The following is a 12,750-nucleotide window of genomic DNA, read 5'->3' as shown; positions in this document are numbered from 1 at the left end:
AGGGAATTGCGCGGATCGGCTTCGAGGTGGCGCCAGTCGCGCTCGACGATGGCCATCGAATTGTGCACCTTGAGCGTCAGGCGCAGAGGGGCTGCGTCAGCCGCCGCCACTGCCGTTGTCTCTGGCCGCAATGCTTGCACGCGCTCTCTCCCGTCCCGACCTGTACGCGGGAGCAGGCTAGATGCTGATTGGCAATATTCGGTTATCGAGAGGGAATGCGGTCAGCCTGCCGCTGAACGCGGTGAATACCGAGTTAATGCAGCACCCGGCTCACTTCTGGATCGGCCCGGCCATCCAGCGGATGATCAGCATTGCCGGCAGAATCCACAACACGCCCGTAAGGGTGAAATAGAGCACATGTATCCACCATGGCGACGTGGCGAGCGTGGCAGTCGCGACCGTCGTCGCCAGCAGCGCATAGACAAGCACCAGGATGATGATCAGAACAGTGCCGATGAATTTGCGCAGTCTGATGGGCATGTCGTATCCTTTTGCTTGCGTCTGAAACATCGGTCTGGGCGCGTGCTGACGCGACCGCTTGCCGCAAACGGCCGGGGTTGTTTTGCACGCCCAAGTGATGCAAATCAACAGGCCAAACGAGGCAACTCTCGAAAAGAGGACTGACGCATGACAGTTGCGATGACCGGAGCCGAGGTGGATATCCGCCGACAAATCAAACGGGTGGAAGCCAATCGGCTGGCAATCCGGATCTGGCTCGGTGTCGTCATCGTCACGTTATTCTGTCTCGTGCTGGTCGGCGGCGCGACGCGGTTGACCGATTCCGGATTGTCGATCACCGAATGGAAGCCGATCCACGGCGCCATTCCGCCACTTTCCGTCGCCGAATGGGAGGAGGAGTTCCAGCTTTATCAGCGAATTCCCGAATACCAGCAGATCAACCAGGGCATGACGTTGGATGAGTTCAAGAACATCTTCTGGTGGGAATGGGGACACCGTCTGCTGGCGCGCCTGATCGGACTGGTATTTGCCCTGCCGCTACTCTTCTTTTGGCTCACCGGCCGCATTGAACGACAATTGCGTCTGCCTCTGGTCGGTCTTTTGGCTCTGGGCGGCTTCCAGGGCTTCATCGGCTGGTGGATGGTGTCGTCGGGCTTGAGCGAGCGCGTCGATGTCAGCCAGTATCGGCTCGCGACCCATCTGATCATCGCCTGTCTGATCTTCTCCGGCTGTGTCTGGATCATGCGCAGCCTGACGCCACACAGCAAGGACCCGGCGCCGACCACCGGTTCGCGCCGTTTTGCCGGCGTTCTCGTAGCACTGACGATCTTCCAGATCTATCTCGGCGCCCTGGTCGCAGGCCTGGATGCAGGCTTTTCCTACAACACCTGGCCACTGATGGACGGGGCGGTGATACCGGGCGACCTGTTCGTCCAGCAGCCATGGTGGATCAACCTGTTCGAAAACCCGAAGACCGTTCAGTTCGTCCACCGTCTCGGTGCCTACCTGCTATTTGCCGCCGCCTTGCTGCACATGCTCCAGTCGCTGAAGGCGGACGCCGACACTACCCACGCCCGCCGCAGCGTTGTTCTCTTTGCCCTCGTGGCCATTCAGGCTGTGATCGGTATTGTCACCCTGATCACGCAGGTGCCCTTGCATGCCGGCCTGGCGCACCAGGGTGGCGCATTGGTGGTGCTTGCCTTCGCGGTCGCCCACTGGCGCGGCTTCTACGGCGAGCGGGTCAAGCCACTGGTTCTGGAATTCAGGGATTGATGGTGCGCCGAGGCGATCGGTGGAACAGGCCTGCGAGCAAAGTAGCCCACGTCCGCCGAGCCTAAATTCCGGCGGACGTCAGTCACCGCGTCGAGGACTTTCGAACGGAAACGCAGGAACCGCTCCCTGCGCCAAGCCATCTCAGGCCGACAGCATCAGGTCCATGTTCTGCACGGCAGCGCCTGATGCGCCCTTGCCGAGATTGTCGAGCACGGCCACGAGGTTGACATGCGCGCCTCCCGGCGTGCCGAAGACATAGAGCTTCATCGTGTCCTGGCCGACCAGTTCCTCCGCATCGACGCGGGCAAGCTTTGCGCTGTCGGAAAGCGGCACGACAGAGACGATATCCTGACCGGCATAGTGCGATACCAGCGCGGCGTGGATGCTCTCGATCGAGGTGCCGGCGGCAAGGTCGTCGATGAACAGCGGCACCTGGACGATCATGCCTTGTGCGAAGCGACCGACCGATGGGGCAAACAGCGGTGCACGGTCGAGCTGGCCGTGAATGGTCATCTCCGGCACATGCTTGTGCTTGAGCGGCAGGCCGTAGAGGAAATTGTTGGCGGCCAGATGCTCGGGATGGTTCACATCCTCCATCTGGGCGATCATCTGCTTGCCACCGCCGCTGTAACCCGACACGGCATTGACCGAGACCGGATAGCCGTCCGGGAGGATGCCGGCGGCGCGAAGCGGCCGGATGAGGCCGATGGCGCCGGTCGGGTAGCAGCCCGGATTGGCGACGCAGCGCGCCGACCTGATCTTGTCGCCCTGCGCCTTGTCCATTTCGGCAAAGCCATAGGCCCAGTCCGGAGCGACCCGGTGGGCGGTCGACGTATCGATGATCCGCACCTTGTTGTTGCCCGACAGCATGGCGACAGCCTCCCTAGACGCATCGTCCGGCAGGCAGAGGATGGCGATGTCGGCGCCGTTGAGCAGGTCTTCGCGCATAGCGGCATTGCGCCGTTCGGCTTCGGGGATCGACAGCAGCGTAACATCGCGGCGGCCGGCCATGCGGGTGCGGATCTGCAGTCCCGTGGTTCCGTGTTCGCCGTCGATGAAGATTTTCGCGCTCATGTCTTTATCCATAAATTCAGAAGGTTACAAAGCCTGGCGGAATCACTTTATCCGCGGCATGATTCAGTTTCTTAACGGCTGCCAGCCAGTCGTTCTGCCCTGAGCCCCAGCATATACATCGCGACCGTCGCACCGGCAATGGCGGTGATATCGGCATGATCATAGGCTGGCGCCACCTCGACGATGTCTGAACCGCGAATGTCGAGGCTGCCGAGCTTGCGCAGCACCGACAGCATTTTGGCCGAGGAAGGGCCACCCGCCACCGGCGTTCCGGTGCCCGGCGCATAGGCGGGATCCAGGCAGTCGATGTCGAAGGTCAGATAGCAGGGGCGGTTGCCGACATGGGCGAGGATCTGGTCGGCAATCTGCTGGGCGCTAAGGTCTTCGACGCTATAGCCATGCAGGATCTTGATGCCGAAATCTTCCGGCGCCTCGGTGCGGATGCCGATCTGAATGGAATGGGCCGGATCGATCACACCCTCGCGCACGGCGCGGCAGACGAACGAGCCGTGGTCGATCCGCTTGCCATCATCGTCCCAGGTGTCCTGATGCGCATCGAAATGCACCAGCGCCAGCGGCCCATGCTTGGCGGCATGGGCTTTGAGCAGTGGCCAGGTGACGAAGTGATCGCCGCCGAGGCCGAGCAGATAGGCGCCGGAGGCGAGGATCTTGGCGGCTTCCTGCTCGATCAGGCCCGGTGTCTCCTGGTGATTGCCGTAGTCGAGCAGCACGTCGCCGTAGTCAACGACAGCCATCTGCTCGAACAGGTCGCGGGCAAAGGGATATTGCGGATCATTGTCGAAGATCGCCGAGGCACGGCGGATCGCCTGCGGCCCGAAGCGGGCGCCGGGACGATTGGAGACGGCGGCGTCGAACGGAATGCCGAGCACCACGGCATCGACATCCTCGAGCACCTTGGAATACTGGCGGCGCATGAAGGATAGAGCGCCGGCATAGGTCGGATCGGTGGCAGCGCCGCGCACGGCTTTGGCCGTGAAGGCGTTGTCTATCGATTTGCTCGCCATACGAAAGTCTCTCCGACTGCAGATTGTTTGGGCTCAGACTAGAACGGCGCGCTTTGGCGTTCAACGTCGGGGATGGTGCTTTCGTCGCGGCCAGGAGACGCCAAACGAAAAAAGGCGGAGCCGAAGCCCCGCCTTGATTTCCGTTTCCGGTGATCCAGCGATTAACGCTTGGAGAACTGGAACGAACGACGGGCCTTGGCCTTGCCGTACTTCTTACGCTCGACGACGCGGCTGTCGCGGGTCAGGAAGCCACCCTTCTTCAGGACCGGACGCAGGCCTGGTTCGAAGTAGGTGAGGGCTTTCGAGAGACCGTGACGAACTGCACCAGCCTGGCCGGACAGACCGCCGCCGTGAACGGTGGCGATGATGTCGAACTGGCCATCACGGGCAGCTGCGACGATCGGCTGCTGCAGAACCATCTGCAGGACCGGACGGGCGAAATAGGTGCGGAATTCGCGGCCGTTGATCGTGATCTTGCCGGTGCCTGGCTTGACCCAGACGCGGGCGACGGCGTTCTTGCGCTTGCCGGTGGCGTAGGAGCGACCCAGCGAGTCGACCTTGCGGACGTGAGCCGGAGCTGCGTCCTGTGCCGGGGCAAGGTCCTTCAGGGAAGAAAGATCGGCCATTATCAGGCGCTCCTTGTGTTCTTGCTGTTCAGCGAAGCGACGTCGAGGGCGACGGGCTGCTGAGCTTCATGCGGATGGTTGGAGCCGGCGTAAACGCGCAGGTTCTTCATCTGGCGACGGCCGAGCGGGCCGCGCGGGATCATACGCTCGACAGCCTTCTCGAGAACGCGCTCCGGGAAGCGGCCTTCGATGATCTGGCGGGCAGTACGTTCCTTGATGCCACCCGGGTAACCGGTGTGCCAGTAGTAGGTCTTGTCCGAATACTTCTTGCCGGTGAGGACAACCTTCTCGGCGTTGATCACGATGACATTGTCGCCATCATCAACGTGAGGTGTATAGGTGGCCTTGTGCTTGCCGCGCAGGTACGTGGCGATAACGGTGGCGAGGCGACCAACAACGAGCCCTTCGGCGTCGATGATGATCCACTTCTTCTCCACCTCTGCAGGCTTCTGAACGAAGGTAGACATTGCGGTCTCTTTCAGTTTTGATCCCTGATCATTCTTGAAGTGAATGATCGGGCGTTTCTTGTTGCTTGGTTCGCATTCGTGAGAATGCAAAAAAGAAAGCGGGCCCGTAAGGCTCGCCATCTGCGGCGGTGTATAATCTTCATGGAATGGTCGGTCAAGCGGCCGATAACTGCTGTCTTTCTTTTCAATCCAGCAAAATCAATGACTTAGGTATGAGGTATTATTTTACCCCATATCGAAGCTCCGTTTTCGCTCTGATTTTGCCGCCGCCCGGTCAGGATCGGCCTGTCAACGCAGATATTTTCGCGCCGCCCGGTCTGTCGAAAAGTGCATCTTCGCGCCAGAACTGGTGGTCATGGTGCTGGGAATTCGAGCGGAAATTGTTCATTTCCAAATCATGTGCACAAAATTTGACCCAAAATAGAAAGATTGTATTACATACAATCTCGCAACCTATGATCATGCTAATATGAGCATGAACATAATGAAAACATAAAACGAACGTATCGGCAGGCGACCTTACATGGAGATGGGCATGTCGCTTGAACGTCGGATTTCCCTCATCACACTCGGCGTAGCAGACGTCGCGCGCAGCACGGAATTCTAGCAACGGCTCGGTTGGTCGAAGTCGTCGGCATCCAATGACGATGTCACCTTTATTCAGCTCAAGGGCATCGTGCTGGGATTGTTTTCGCGCCTGTCGCTGGCCGAAGACGCCCATGTCGATGACACAGCAAGGGGCTTTTCCGGTGTAACGCTGGCCTACAACGTCGCCAGCGAAATAGGTGTCGATGCGGTGGTCAAGTTTGCGGTGTCTTGCGGAGCGACCGTGGTCAAGGCGCCCGAAAAGGTGTTCTGGGGTGGCTACTCGGGCTATGTCGCCGACCCTGATGGCCATCTGTGGGAGATTGCCCACAATCCCTTCTTCCCGTTCGACGAGCATGGCCATCTGGTGCTGCCGGAATGACAGTTGGCATTTTAACGATCATGGCGAGGCCTGCTTAACGAACCGGGACTATAACGGTCTGGGGAGCAGGGGGACGGTATATTGGCAGGCCCAGCAATGGGCCGGGAGGAGCAAGCCATGAACCACGACGCCTATGTGAATGCCTATCTGTCGGAGATCCTGGCGGTGTCGCGCAATGTTGCGGTGGTGGGCGCCTCAACCAGCGATCATCGTCCCAGCCACTGGATCTGCGGTTTCCTGCTGGGAAAGGGATACCATGTGTTTCCGGTCAATCCCCGGCATGCGGGAGAAACCCTTCTGGGTCAGAAGGTCTACGCGACGCTCGCCGATATTCCGGAGCCGATCGATCTTGTCGACGTGTTTCGTCGCTCGCAGCATCTGGACGCGGTAGTGGATCAGGTGCTTGCCCTGAAGCCGCGACCGATAGCGATCTGGGGCCAGCTTGGCGTGCGCAACGACGCAGCTGCCGCCAAGGCGGAATCGGCTGGCATCAAGGTGGTCATGGACCGCTCGCTCGTCAGCGAATATCCTCTGGTTTACGAGTTGACCCATCACCCGCAAGCCTCCGGCGACCATTCGGCCCATGCGGCGTAAAAGCAGGCCGTCCGCGCCGATCAAAATCGGATGCGCGGCTTGCCGAATATGCCGTTGCCTGTAACCGGATCATAGGTCTGGCAATTGAGGACGGGGCATCGCGGATTGTCGCGCGTCGGCACATAGGACCGTTCGGCATATTCGTGCGCGTCGCATTGCTCGTTGCGCGTCACGTAACGGTCATAGAGGGTCATGCCCTTCACCCGGGTCGATGGATAACGCAGGATGGCAGCACCTTCGTTGATCACCTTTTGTCGTGCAGCCTCGCAGGTCAGCGACAGGGTATTGTAACGCGAAATGGCCAATGCCGGCGATGCTGCGCCGAGCACCAGAAGCGCCACAGAAAATTGTTTCATGATCATGCCAATCACCTCGTCAAATAAAGATTTCTACGATGCCCGTGCCGGTGGGGTCTCCGGTCCACATGGCTTTCGCATCTTGTTGTTGCGTCCCTCAACCCCATGTAGTGCTGAATGGAAACAGAACCAGTTCAGGAATGCGCCATGACGGATCACGACAGCTATAATGATGATGACATTGCCGAAATTTTGCAGGAAACCCGTACCATTGCTTTGGTCGGCGCGTCTCCCAAGGCAGATCGCCCGAGCTTCGGCGTCATGCAATATCTGCTGTCGAGGGGCTACACCGTCATCCCCGTCAATCCGGGGCAGGCCGGCAAGGAGATCCTGGGCCAGAAAGTCTATGCCAGATTGGCTGACATTCCTGATGAGATCGACATGATCGACGTATTCCGGGCGCCTGAATTCCTCGGCGAGGTGGTCGCAGAAGCGCTGGCTCTGAAGTCGCGGCCGCAGGTGATCTGGGGACAGCTTTCGGTGCGCGATGATATTGCCGTTGAACCCGCCGAGGCGGCGGGTATCAAGGTGGTCATGGACCGGTGCCCGGCCATCGAAATCCCGCGCCTCGGTCTTTGAAGTCTTAGCGTTCCGCCAGCAGATCGGGATCGGCCCGAAGCGCATTCAGCGTTTCGGCATTGCCGCAATAGTCCATGAAGGATTGATCGGCCACGGCATGGACGAGGTCCCGCCGACAGCGATCCTTGGCGCCACAAGCCGCGCAGGTTGTCTGCATGTGGCGAAACAGCTTGCGCATGCGCAACTCGACTTCCGCCGGATCGATGTTGAGCGCCCGCATCATCTGCGGCATTTCATCGGCCCCATGCGGGCCAGCCTTGATCAGCACCAGAAGCTGGTCGGGCGATATGCCGCAATCCTCGGCCAGCGCCATGATCTCCCTCTCGTCCATGGCGGCAAGAATATCGGCTTCGGCCGAGGCTTCGAAGCTCCTGGCAAACCACGACAAAATCTGGGTCAGCGACTGGCGGATTGGCTCTGCGATGGCAAGTGTCATGGGAATCTCCGTTGGCTGCAACGATGATCCTATCGGCCGCTGTGATCCGCCTTGACCTCGATCAAGGAGGAATTTTCTCCACCGGGCGTTGAGATTGGAATTTTGCTGGCTGACAAGCGATGGCGAGGCACTATGATCCGCCTCACCAATAATGGGAGGGTAAAACAATGTCCGACAACAATCCGGGATTTGCTACGCTTGCCGTTCACGCGGGCGCCCAGCCTGATCCGACGACCGGTGCACGGATCACGCCGATCTATCAGACCACGGCCTATGTCTTCAACGACTCGGATCATGCCGCAGCCCTCTTCGGCCTGAAGCAGTTCGGCAATATCTACACCCGGATCATGAACCCGACCCAGGCGGTGCTTGAGGAGCGGGTCGCCGCGCTCGAAGGCGGCACTGCGGCACTCGCCGTGGCATCCGGCCACGCTGCCCAGTTGCTGATCTTCCACAGCCTGATGCAACCGGGCGAGAATTTCGTCGCGGCGCGCAAACTCTATGGCGGCTCGATCAACCAGTTTGGCCATGCCTTCCAGAATTTCGACTGGCGGGTGCGTTGGGCCGATCCGGCCGATCCGGAAAGCTTTGCCGCCCATATCGATGAGAAAACCAAGGCGATCTTCATCGAGAGCCTCGCCAATCCCGGCGGCACGTTCGTTGATATCGCGGCAATTGCCGAAGTGGCGCATCGTCATGGCCTGCCGCTGATCGTCGACAACACCATGGCCAGCCCCTATCTGGTGCGCCCGCTGGAACATGGTGCCGATATCATCGTGCATTCGGCCACCAAATTCCTCGGTGGTCACGGCAATTCCATGGGCGGCGTTATCGTCGATGGCGGCACGTTCGACTGGTCGGCGATACCGGGCAAGTATCCGATGCTGTCCACGCCGCGTCCGGAATATTCCGGCCTCGTCCTGCATCAGGCCTTTGGCAATTTTGCATTCGCCATTGCCTGCCGCGTTCTTGGTCTGCGCGACCTGGGGCCGGCAATCGCGCCGATGAATTCGTTCCTTCTCCTGACCGGCATCGAGACGCTTCCGCTCAGGATGCAGCGCCATTGCGACAATGCGCTGAAGGTTGCAACCTGGCTGAAAGGCCATCCCAAGATCGCCTGGGTCAACTATGCCGGCTTGCCCGACGATCCGAACAACGCGCTGCAGAAGCGCTATTCGCCGAAGGGCGCGGGAGCCGTCTTCACTTTCGGCATCAAGGGCGGACTGGAAGCCGGCAAGGCGCTGGTCGGGGGACTGCAGCTCTTCTCGCATCTGGCCAATATCGGTGACACCCGTTCACTGATCATCCATCCTGCTTCCACCACGCATGCACAGCTGACGGAAGAACAGCAGGTCGCTGCGGGTGCTGGCCCTGACGTCGTGCGGCTCTCCATCGGTATCGAGGATGCAGACGACATCATCGCCGATCTGGAACAGTCGCTGGCGAAGATCTAAAGACGACGGCGGGCTGTGGTGCGTTGACATCGCCGCTTCCCCCATCCGGAGACCACCATGACCCTGTCGCTGCCGTTCGATCCCTCAACCGTCACGCCGGAAGAGGGCGGCCCCGCACCGGATCGCCTGATTTCAGGCGATCCGCGCTTCACCACCTGGAACATCGAGGAGGCTGACGGCGGCATTTATGCCGGTATCTGGCAGTCGACCCCAGGCAAATGGCGGATCGTCTACGATGAATGGGAGTATTTCCACATTCTCGAAGGCCACTCGGTCGTCACCGAGGAGGGCGGTGCGCCGATCCATCTCAGGGCTGGCGACCGCCTGATCCTCAGACCCGGCTTCAAGGGGACCTGGGAAGTCCTTGAAACGACTCGCAAGGACTATGTGATCCGGCTCTAGCTCGCGGCCTTCAGCATCTCTGCCGAAGCCTTGTGCCGTGCGGCCATTTCAGCGTCCTCGGCGTGGACCTTTCGGAAGCTCGAGCGAGCCGCGATCCGATCGGCATAGGCCCGGAAGACCGGCCGCTCCTCGACGAGGCCGAACATCATCGTCCAGTTCAGGGCGACACCCCAGAGCAGGTCGAGGGCGGTGAAGCGCTCGCCGAGCAGATAGGGCCCGGCCTGAAGTGCCCCCTCCAGTGTATCGATCAGCGCGTCGTAGCTCGCATAGGGCGTTTCGTTCGGCGAAGCCGGTTCCCGCTTCAGGTAGCGGTCGATCACGGCGGGCTCGAAGCAGCTTCCATAGATGAACAGCCAGCGGACATAGGCGCCACGATCGGGATCGGTTGGTGCCGGCGCCAGGCCAGCCTCGGGAAACAGGTCAGCGAGATAGAGGTAGATGGCACCCTGTTCCGTGACGAGCGTATCCCCGACGCGAACGGCCGGGACCTTGCCCAGTGGATTGATGGCGAGATAGTTGGGCTGCCGTTGCTCGCCGGCCAGCATGTTGAGGACATGCATCGTGTAGGGCACATTCAACTCTTCCAGCAGGATGCGCGCGCCCGTGGCGCGGGTCTGGGGCGAGTAGAAGAGCGTGATCTGCTGGTCTTTGGTCATCGGAAGTCTCCCTTTGGTATTGGATTTCGCCGTGAGGCAACGAAGGGAGATTGCGCCACCATACCTGTCAGATTGTGTCAGGTTGGTTTAGTATATTCATCGAGACGAGGTTTTTTCGATGCGTGCCAGCCGACTGATCAACATTCTGACGACCCTGCAGGCGAGGGGGCTGGTAACGGCTGAGGCACTCGCCGAGGAAAACGACGTCTCTGTGCGTACCATCTATCGTGACATCGATGCCCTCTCGCTCTCTGGTATCCCTGTCTACAGCGAACGCGGCTCCGAGGGCGGCTACAGACTGCTCGACGGATACCGCGTCCGCCTCAATGGTCTGACCCCTGCCGAGGCGGAGGCCATGTTCCTCTCCGGCATCCCCGGTGCCGCTGCCGATCTCGGCCTGGGTTCGCTGATGGCTGGCGCCCAGAAGAAATTGACGGCCGCCTTGCCCGAAGATTTGCGTGAAAGCGCCCGGCGCATGCAGTCGAAGTTCCATCTCGATGCGCCCGCCTGGCTCGCCGAGGGAGAGCAGCCCGTCTACCTCCAGGCCGTTGCCGATGCGGTCTGGAATTCCAAACGCATCCGCATGCGCTACCGTTCGTGGAAGGCCGAGAAAAATCGGGTCGCCGAGCCGCTCGGCATCGTCATGAAGGGCGGCGCCTGGTACCTCGTCGCAGGCGTCGATGGGAGCGTCCGCACCTATCGCATATCCCGCGTGCTCGATCTCATCGTCACCGAGGAGCGCTTCGACTGGCCGAAGGACTTCGATCTGGCGACCTATTGGGGCGAGAGCACGAGACGGTTGGAACTGGAGCTTTATCCGAATTGGGCAACCGTCCGGCTTTCCCCCTGGGCTCTGAAGGAGATCGAACACATGGCGCCGCCATACGTCCGTGCCAATCTCCAGCTGTCCGCAGACACCGACGAGAGCGGCTGGCGGATCGCCCGATTGCCCGTCGCGCACGAGCGCATGGCCGTATCCGAGATGCTGAAGCTGGGGCCGGAGGTCGAGGTCATCGACCCGCCGGAACTGCGCCTCGCGATGCAGCGGGCCATCGAGACCCTGATGGCACGCTACACGCCAGCGCCGGCCGATATCACCACGTAAGTTCGAGCTTCTCCAGGCCGTGGAAGTGGTAGACATCCTTGACCACGGGCGGGGCGGCAATCTTCAGGCTCGGCAGGCGCTTGAAGAGCAGCGGCAGCACGATGTTTAGTTCCAGCCGCGCCAGCGGCGCGCCGATGCAGAAATGGATGCCGGCGCCGAAGGACAGGTTGGCGCCTTCGTCGCGCATCGGCTTGAAGGTGAGGGGATCGCTGAACTTGTTCGGATCGAGATTGGCCGCCGCCAGCAGCAGGCTGACCTTGTCGCCGCGCTTGAGTGCGACGCCGTCTATCTCGCAGGGCTCCAGGCAGTAACGCTGGAAGATATGCACCGGCGCGCCGATGCGCAGCGTTTCCTCGACGGTGCGTTCCGTTGCCTTGGCATCTGAAAACAGTTGCGCCGGATCCAGCCCGCTCTCGAGGATCAGCCGCACCGAATTGCCGATCTGGTGCACCGTCGCCTCATGCCCGGCATTCAACAACACGATCGTGGTCGAGACCAGTTCATCCTCGCTCAGATACTGGCCTTTATGCTCCGTGTGGATCATGTGGCTCAGCAGGTCGTCGCGTGGATGGGCGCGTCGCTCGGCGATGACGCTGCGCACGTAGTCGGCAAACGCCTTTGATGAACGGTCGGCGGCATCTTCGTCGGCGCGCGTGCGTTTGAACATGTACATGCCGACGTAGTCGTGGCTCCACTTGAGCAGTTGCGGTCCCATCTCCTCCGGGATGCCAATCATCCGGGCGATCATCGTCACCGGAATAATGTCGGCGAATGTGCTCAGTAGCTCCGTTTCGTGGTCATTTTCGAAGCGGTCGATCAGCGAATTGGCGAGTTCGGCGATTTCTGGCGTCATCTTCTCGACATGACGCGAGACAAAGGCACGGTTGACCAGGGTGCGAAGCCGTGTGTGTTCCGGTGGTTCCACTTCGAGTAGGGAATGCAGTTCGGCCTTGTCGAAGTGTCGGGTATGCGCCGCAGGCTCCGGCATGCCCAGGTCTTCGCGTGTCGCTACATGCAGGATCTGCCGGCCGAAGCGACGATCGCGCAGCAGTGCATTCACATGATCGTAACCGGTGAAGAACCACGCCTTCTGCTCTTCCCAGTAAAACGTCGGACAGGCGGCATGCAGGGCCGCATAAGTGCGGTTCGGATCGCTGTAGAACGCTGGATCGCGCGCATCGAGCGATACACGACGGGTGGCGGGATCAATCGAGAGGAAGGAAAGATCGGTCATGGGGCCTGCTTAACTGAACTGAGAGTTGGGGCAAGGAACACGGA

16 protein-coding genes are annotated in these 12,750 nt (G+C 60.5%); 7 read left to right on the top strand and 9 right to left on the bottom strand.

What is annotated here, in order from left to right; translation table 11 throughout:
- Nucleotides 1–270: 270 nt before the first annotated feature.
- On the bottom strand, nt 271–480 hold the full coding sequence (locus PDO_RS20085; protein ID WP_007606189.1) for a DUF2842 domain-containing protein: 210 nt from the start codon (nt 478–480) through the stop codon (nt 271–273).
- A 147-nt stretch (nt 481–627) separates the two neighbouring features.
- Between PDO_RS20085 and PDO_RS20080 the strand changes: the two genes are divergently transcribed.
- Nucleotides 628–1,731 carry a COX15/CtaA family protein gene (locus PDO_RS20080; protein WP_007606188.1) on the top strand — a complete coding sequence of 368 codons (1,104 nt, stop codon included), beginning with the start codon at nt 628–630 and terminating at the stop codon, nt 1,729–1,731.
- Between the two features lie 141 nt (nt 1,732–1,872).
- Here the strand turns inward: PDO_RS20080 and argC are convergent, their stop codons facing one another.
- From argC to rplM, 4 genes are all read right to left on the bottom strand, one after another.
- Complete coding sequence (gene argC / locus PDO_RS20075) at nt 1,873–2,805, bottom strand: N-acetyl-gamma-glutamyl-phosphate reductase (RefSeq protein WP_007606187.1); 933 nt, start codon at nt 2,803–2,805, stop codon at nt 1,873–1,875.
- A 71-nt stretch (nt 2,806–2,876) separates the two neighbouring features.
- Entirely contained in the window at nt 2,877–3,830 is a 954-nt protein-coding gene (gene speB / locus PDO_RS20070; RefSeq protein WP_007606186.1) for an agmatinase, read from the bottom strand.
- A gap of 161 nt (nt 3,831–3,991) precedes the next feature.
- Nucleotides 3,992–4,456, bottom strand: a complete 465-nt coding sequence (gene rpsI, locus PDO_RS20065) for a 30S ribosomal protein S9 (RefSeq protein WP_007606185.1) — start codon at nt 4,454–4,456, stop codon at nt 3,992–3,994.
- A 2-nt stretch (nt 4,457–4,458) separates the two neighbouring features.
- Entirely contained in the window at nt 4,459–4,923 is a 465-nt protein-coding gene (gene rplM, locus PDO_RS20060; protein WP_007606184.1) for a 50S ribosomal protein L13, read from the bottom strand.
- 676 nt (nt 4,924–5,599) lie between these two features.
- Here rplM and PDO_RS20055 point away from each other — a divergent pair.
- A complete protein-coding gene (locus PDO_RS20055) occupies nt 5,600–5,890 on the top strand; it encodes a VOC family protein (RefSeq protein ID WP_007606183.1) in 291 nt (96 codons plus the stop codon).
- Between the two features lie 117 nt (nt 5,891–6,007).
- Nucleotides 6,008–6,484: a CoA-binding protein gene (locus PDO_RS20050; protein ID WP_007606182.1), complete on the top strand. Its 477-nt coding sequence runs from the start codon at nt 6,008–6,010 to the stop codon at nt 6,482–6,484.
- 20 nt (nt 6,485–6,504) lie between these two features.
- Here the strand turns inward: PDO_RS20050 and PDO_RS20045 are convergent, their stop codons facing one another.
- A complete protein-coding gene (locus tag PDO_RS20045; protein WP_037074825.1) occupies nt 6,505–6,840 on the bottom strand; it encodes a hypothetical protein in 336 nt (111 codons plus the stop codon).
- A gap of 147 nt (nt 6,841–6,987) precedes the next feature.
- Here PDO_RS20045 and PDO_RS20040 point away from each other — a divergent pair, with 147 nt between their 5' ends.
- Nucleotides 6,988–7,419, top strand: coding sequence for a CoA-binding protein (locus PDO_RS20040; RefSeq protein WP_007606180.1), 432 nt, complete (start codon nt 6,988–6,990; stop codon nt 7,417–7,419).
- 4 nt (nt 7,420–7,423) lie between these two features.
- Here the strand turns inward: PDO_RS20040 and PDO_RS20035 are convergent, their stop codons facing one another.
- A complete protein-coding gene (locus tag PDO_RS20035; protein WP_007606179.1) occupies nt 7,424–7,855 on the bottom strand; it encodes a DUF6455 family protein in 432 nt (143 codons plus the stop codon).
- 167 nt (nt 7,856–8,022) lie between these two features.
- Here PDO_RS20035 and PDO_RS20030 point away from each other — a divergent pair, with 167 nt between their 5' ends.
- Nucleotides 8,023–9,309 carry an O-acetylhomoserine aminocarboxypropyltransferase gene (locus PDO_RS20030; RefSeq protein WP_007606178.1) on the top strand — a complete coding sequence of 429 codons (1,287 nt, stop codon included), beginning with the start codon at nt 8,023–8,025 and terminating at the stop codon, nt 9,307–9,309.
- Nucleotides 9,310–9,366: 57 nt separating this feature from the next.
- Nucleotides 9,367–9,711 (top strand): cupin domain-containing protein, encoded by a 345-nt coding sequence (locus PDO_RS20025; RefSeq protein ID WP_007606177.1) that lies wholly within the window; start codon nt 9,367–9,369, stop codon nt 9,709–9,711.
- On the opposite strand, the gene PDO_RS20020 is transcribed toward PDO_RS20025, so the two are convergent.
- On the bottom strand, nt 9,708–10,367 hold the full coding sequence (locus tag PDO_RS20020; RefSeq protein ID WP_007606175.1) for a glutathione S-transferase family protein: 660 nt from the start codon (nt 10,365–10,367) through the stop codon (nt 9,708–9,710). The two genes, PDO_RS20025 and PDO_RS20020, sit on opposite strands and share 4 nt — an antisense overlap.
- 118 nt (nt 10,368–10,485) lie before the next feature.
- Between PDO_RS20020 and PDO_RS20015 the strand changes: the two genes are divergently transcribed.
- Entirely contained in the window at nt 10,486–11,472 is a 987-nt protein-coding gene (locus tag PDO_RS20015) for a helix-turn-helix transcriptional regulator (protein ID WP_007606173.1), read from the top strand.
- Here the strand turns inward: PDO_RS20015 and PDO_RS20010 are convergent.
- Nucleotides 11,462–12,706 (bottom strand): cytochrome P450, encoded by a 1,245-nt coding sequence (locus tag PDO_RS20010; protein ID WP_007606171.1) that lies wholly within the window; start codon nt 12,704–12,706, stop codon nt 11,462–11,464. The two genes, PDO_RS20015 and PDO_RS20010, sit on opposite strands and share 11 nt — an antisense overlap.
- Between the last annotated feature and the right edge of the window lie 44 nt (nt 12,707–12,750).

Origin of the sequence: Rhizobium sp. PDO1-076 (genome assembly GCF_000247475.1) — a bacterium.
Classification (GTDB): Bacteria; Pseudomonadota; Alphaproteobacteria; order Rhizobiales; family Rhizobiaceae; genus Allorhizobium.
This window is presented reverse-complemented; position numbering and strand designations above follow the sequence as displayed.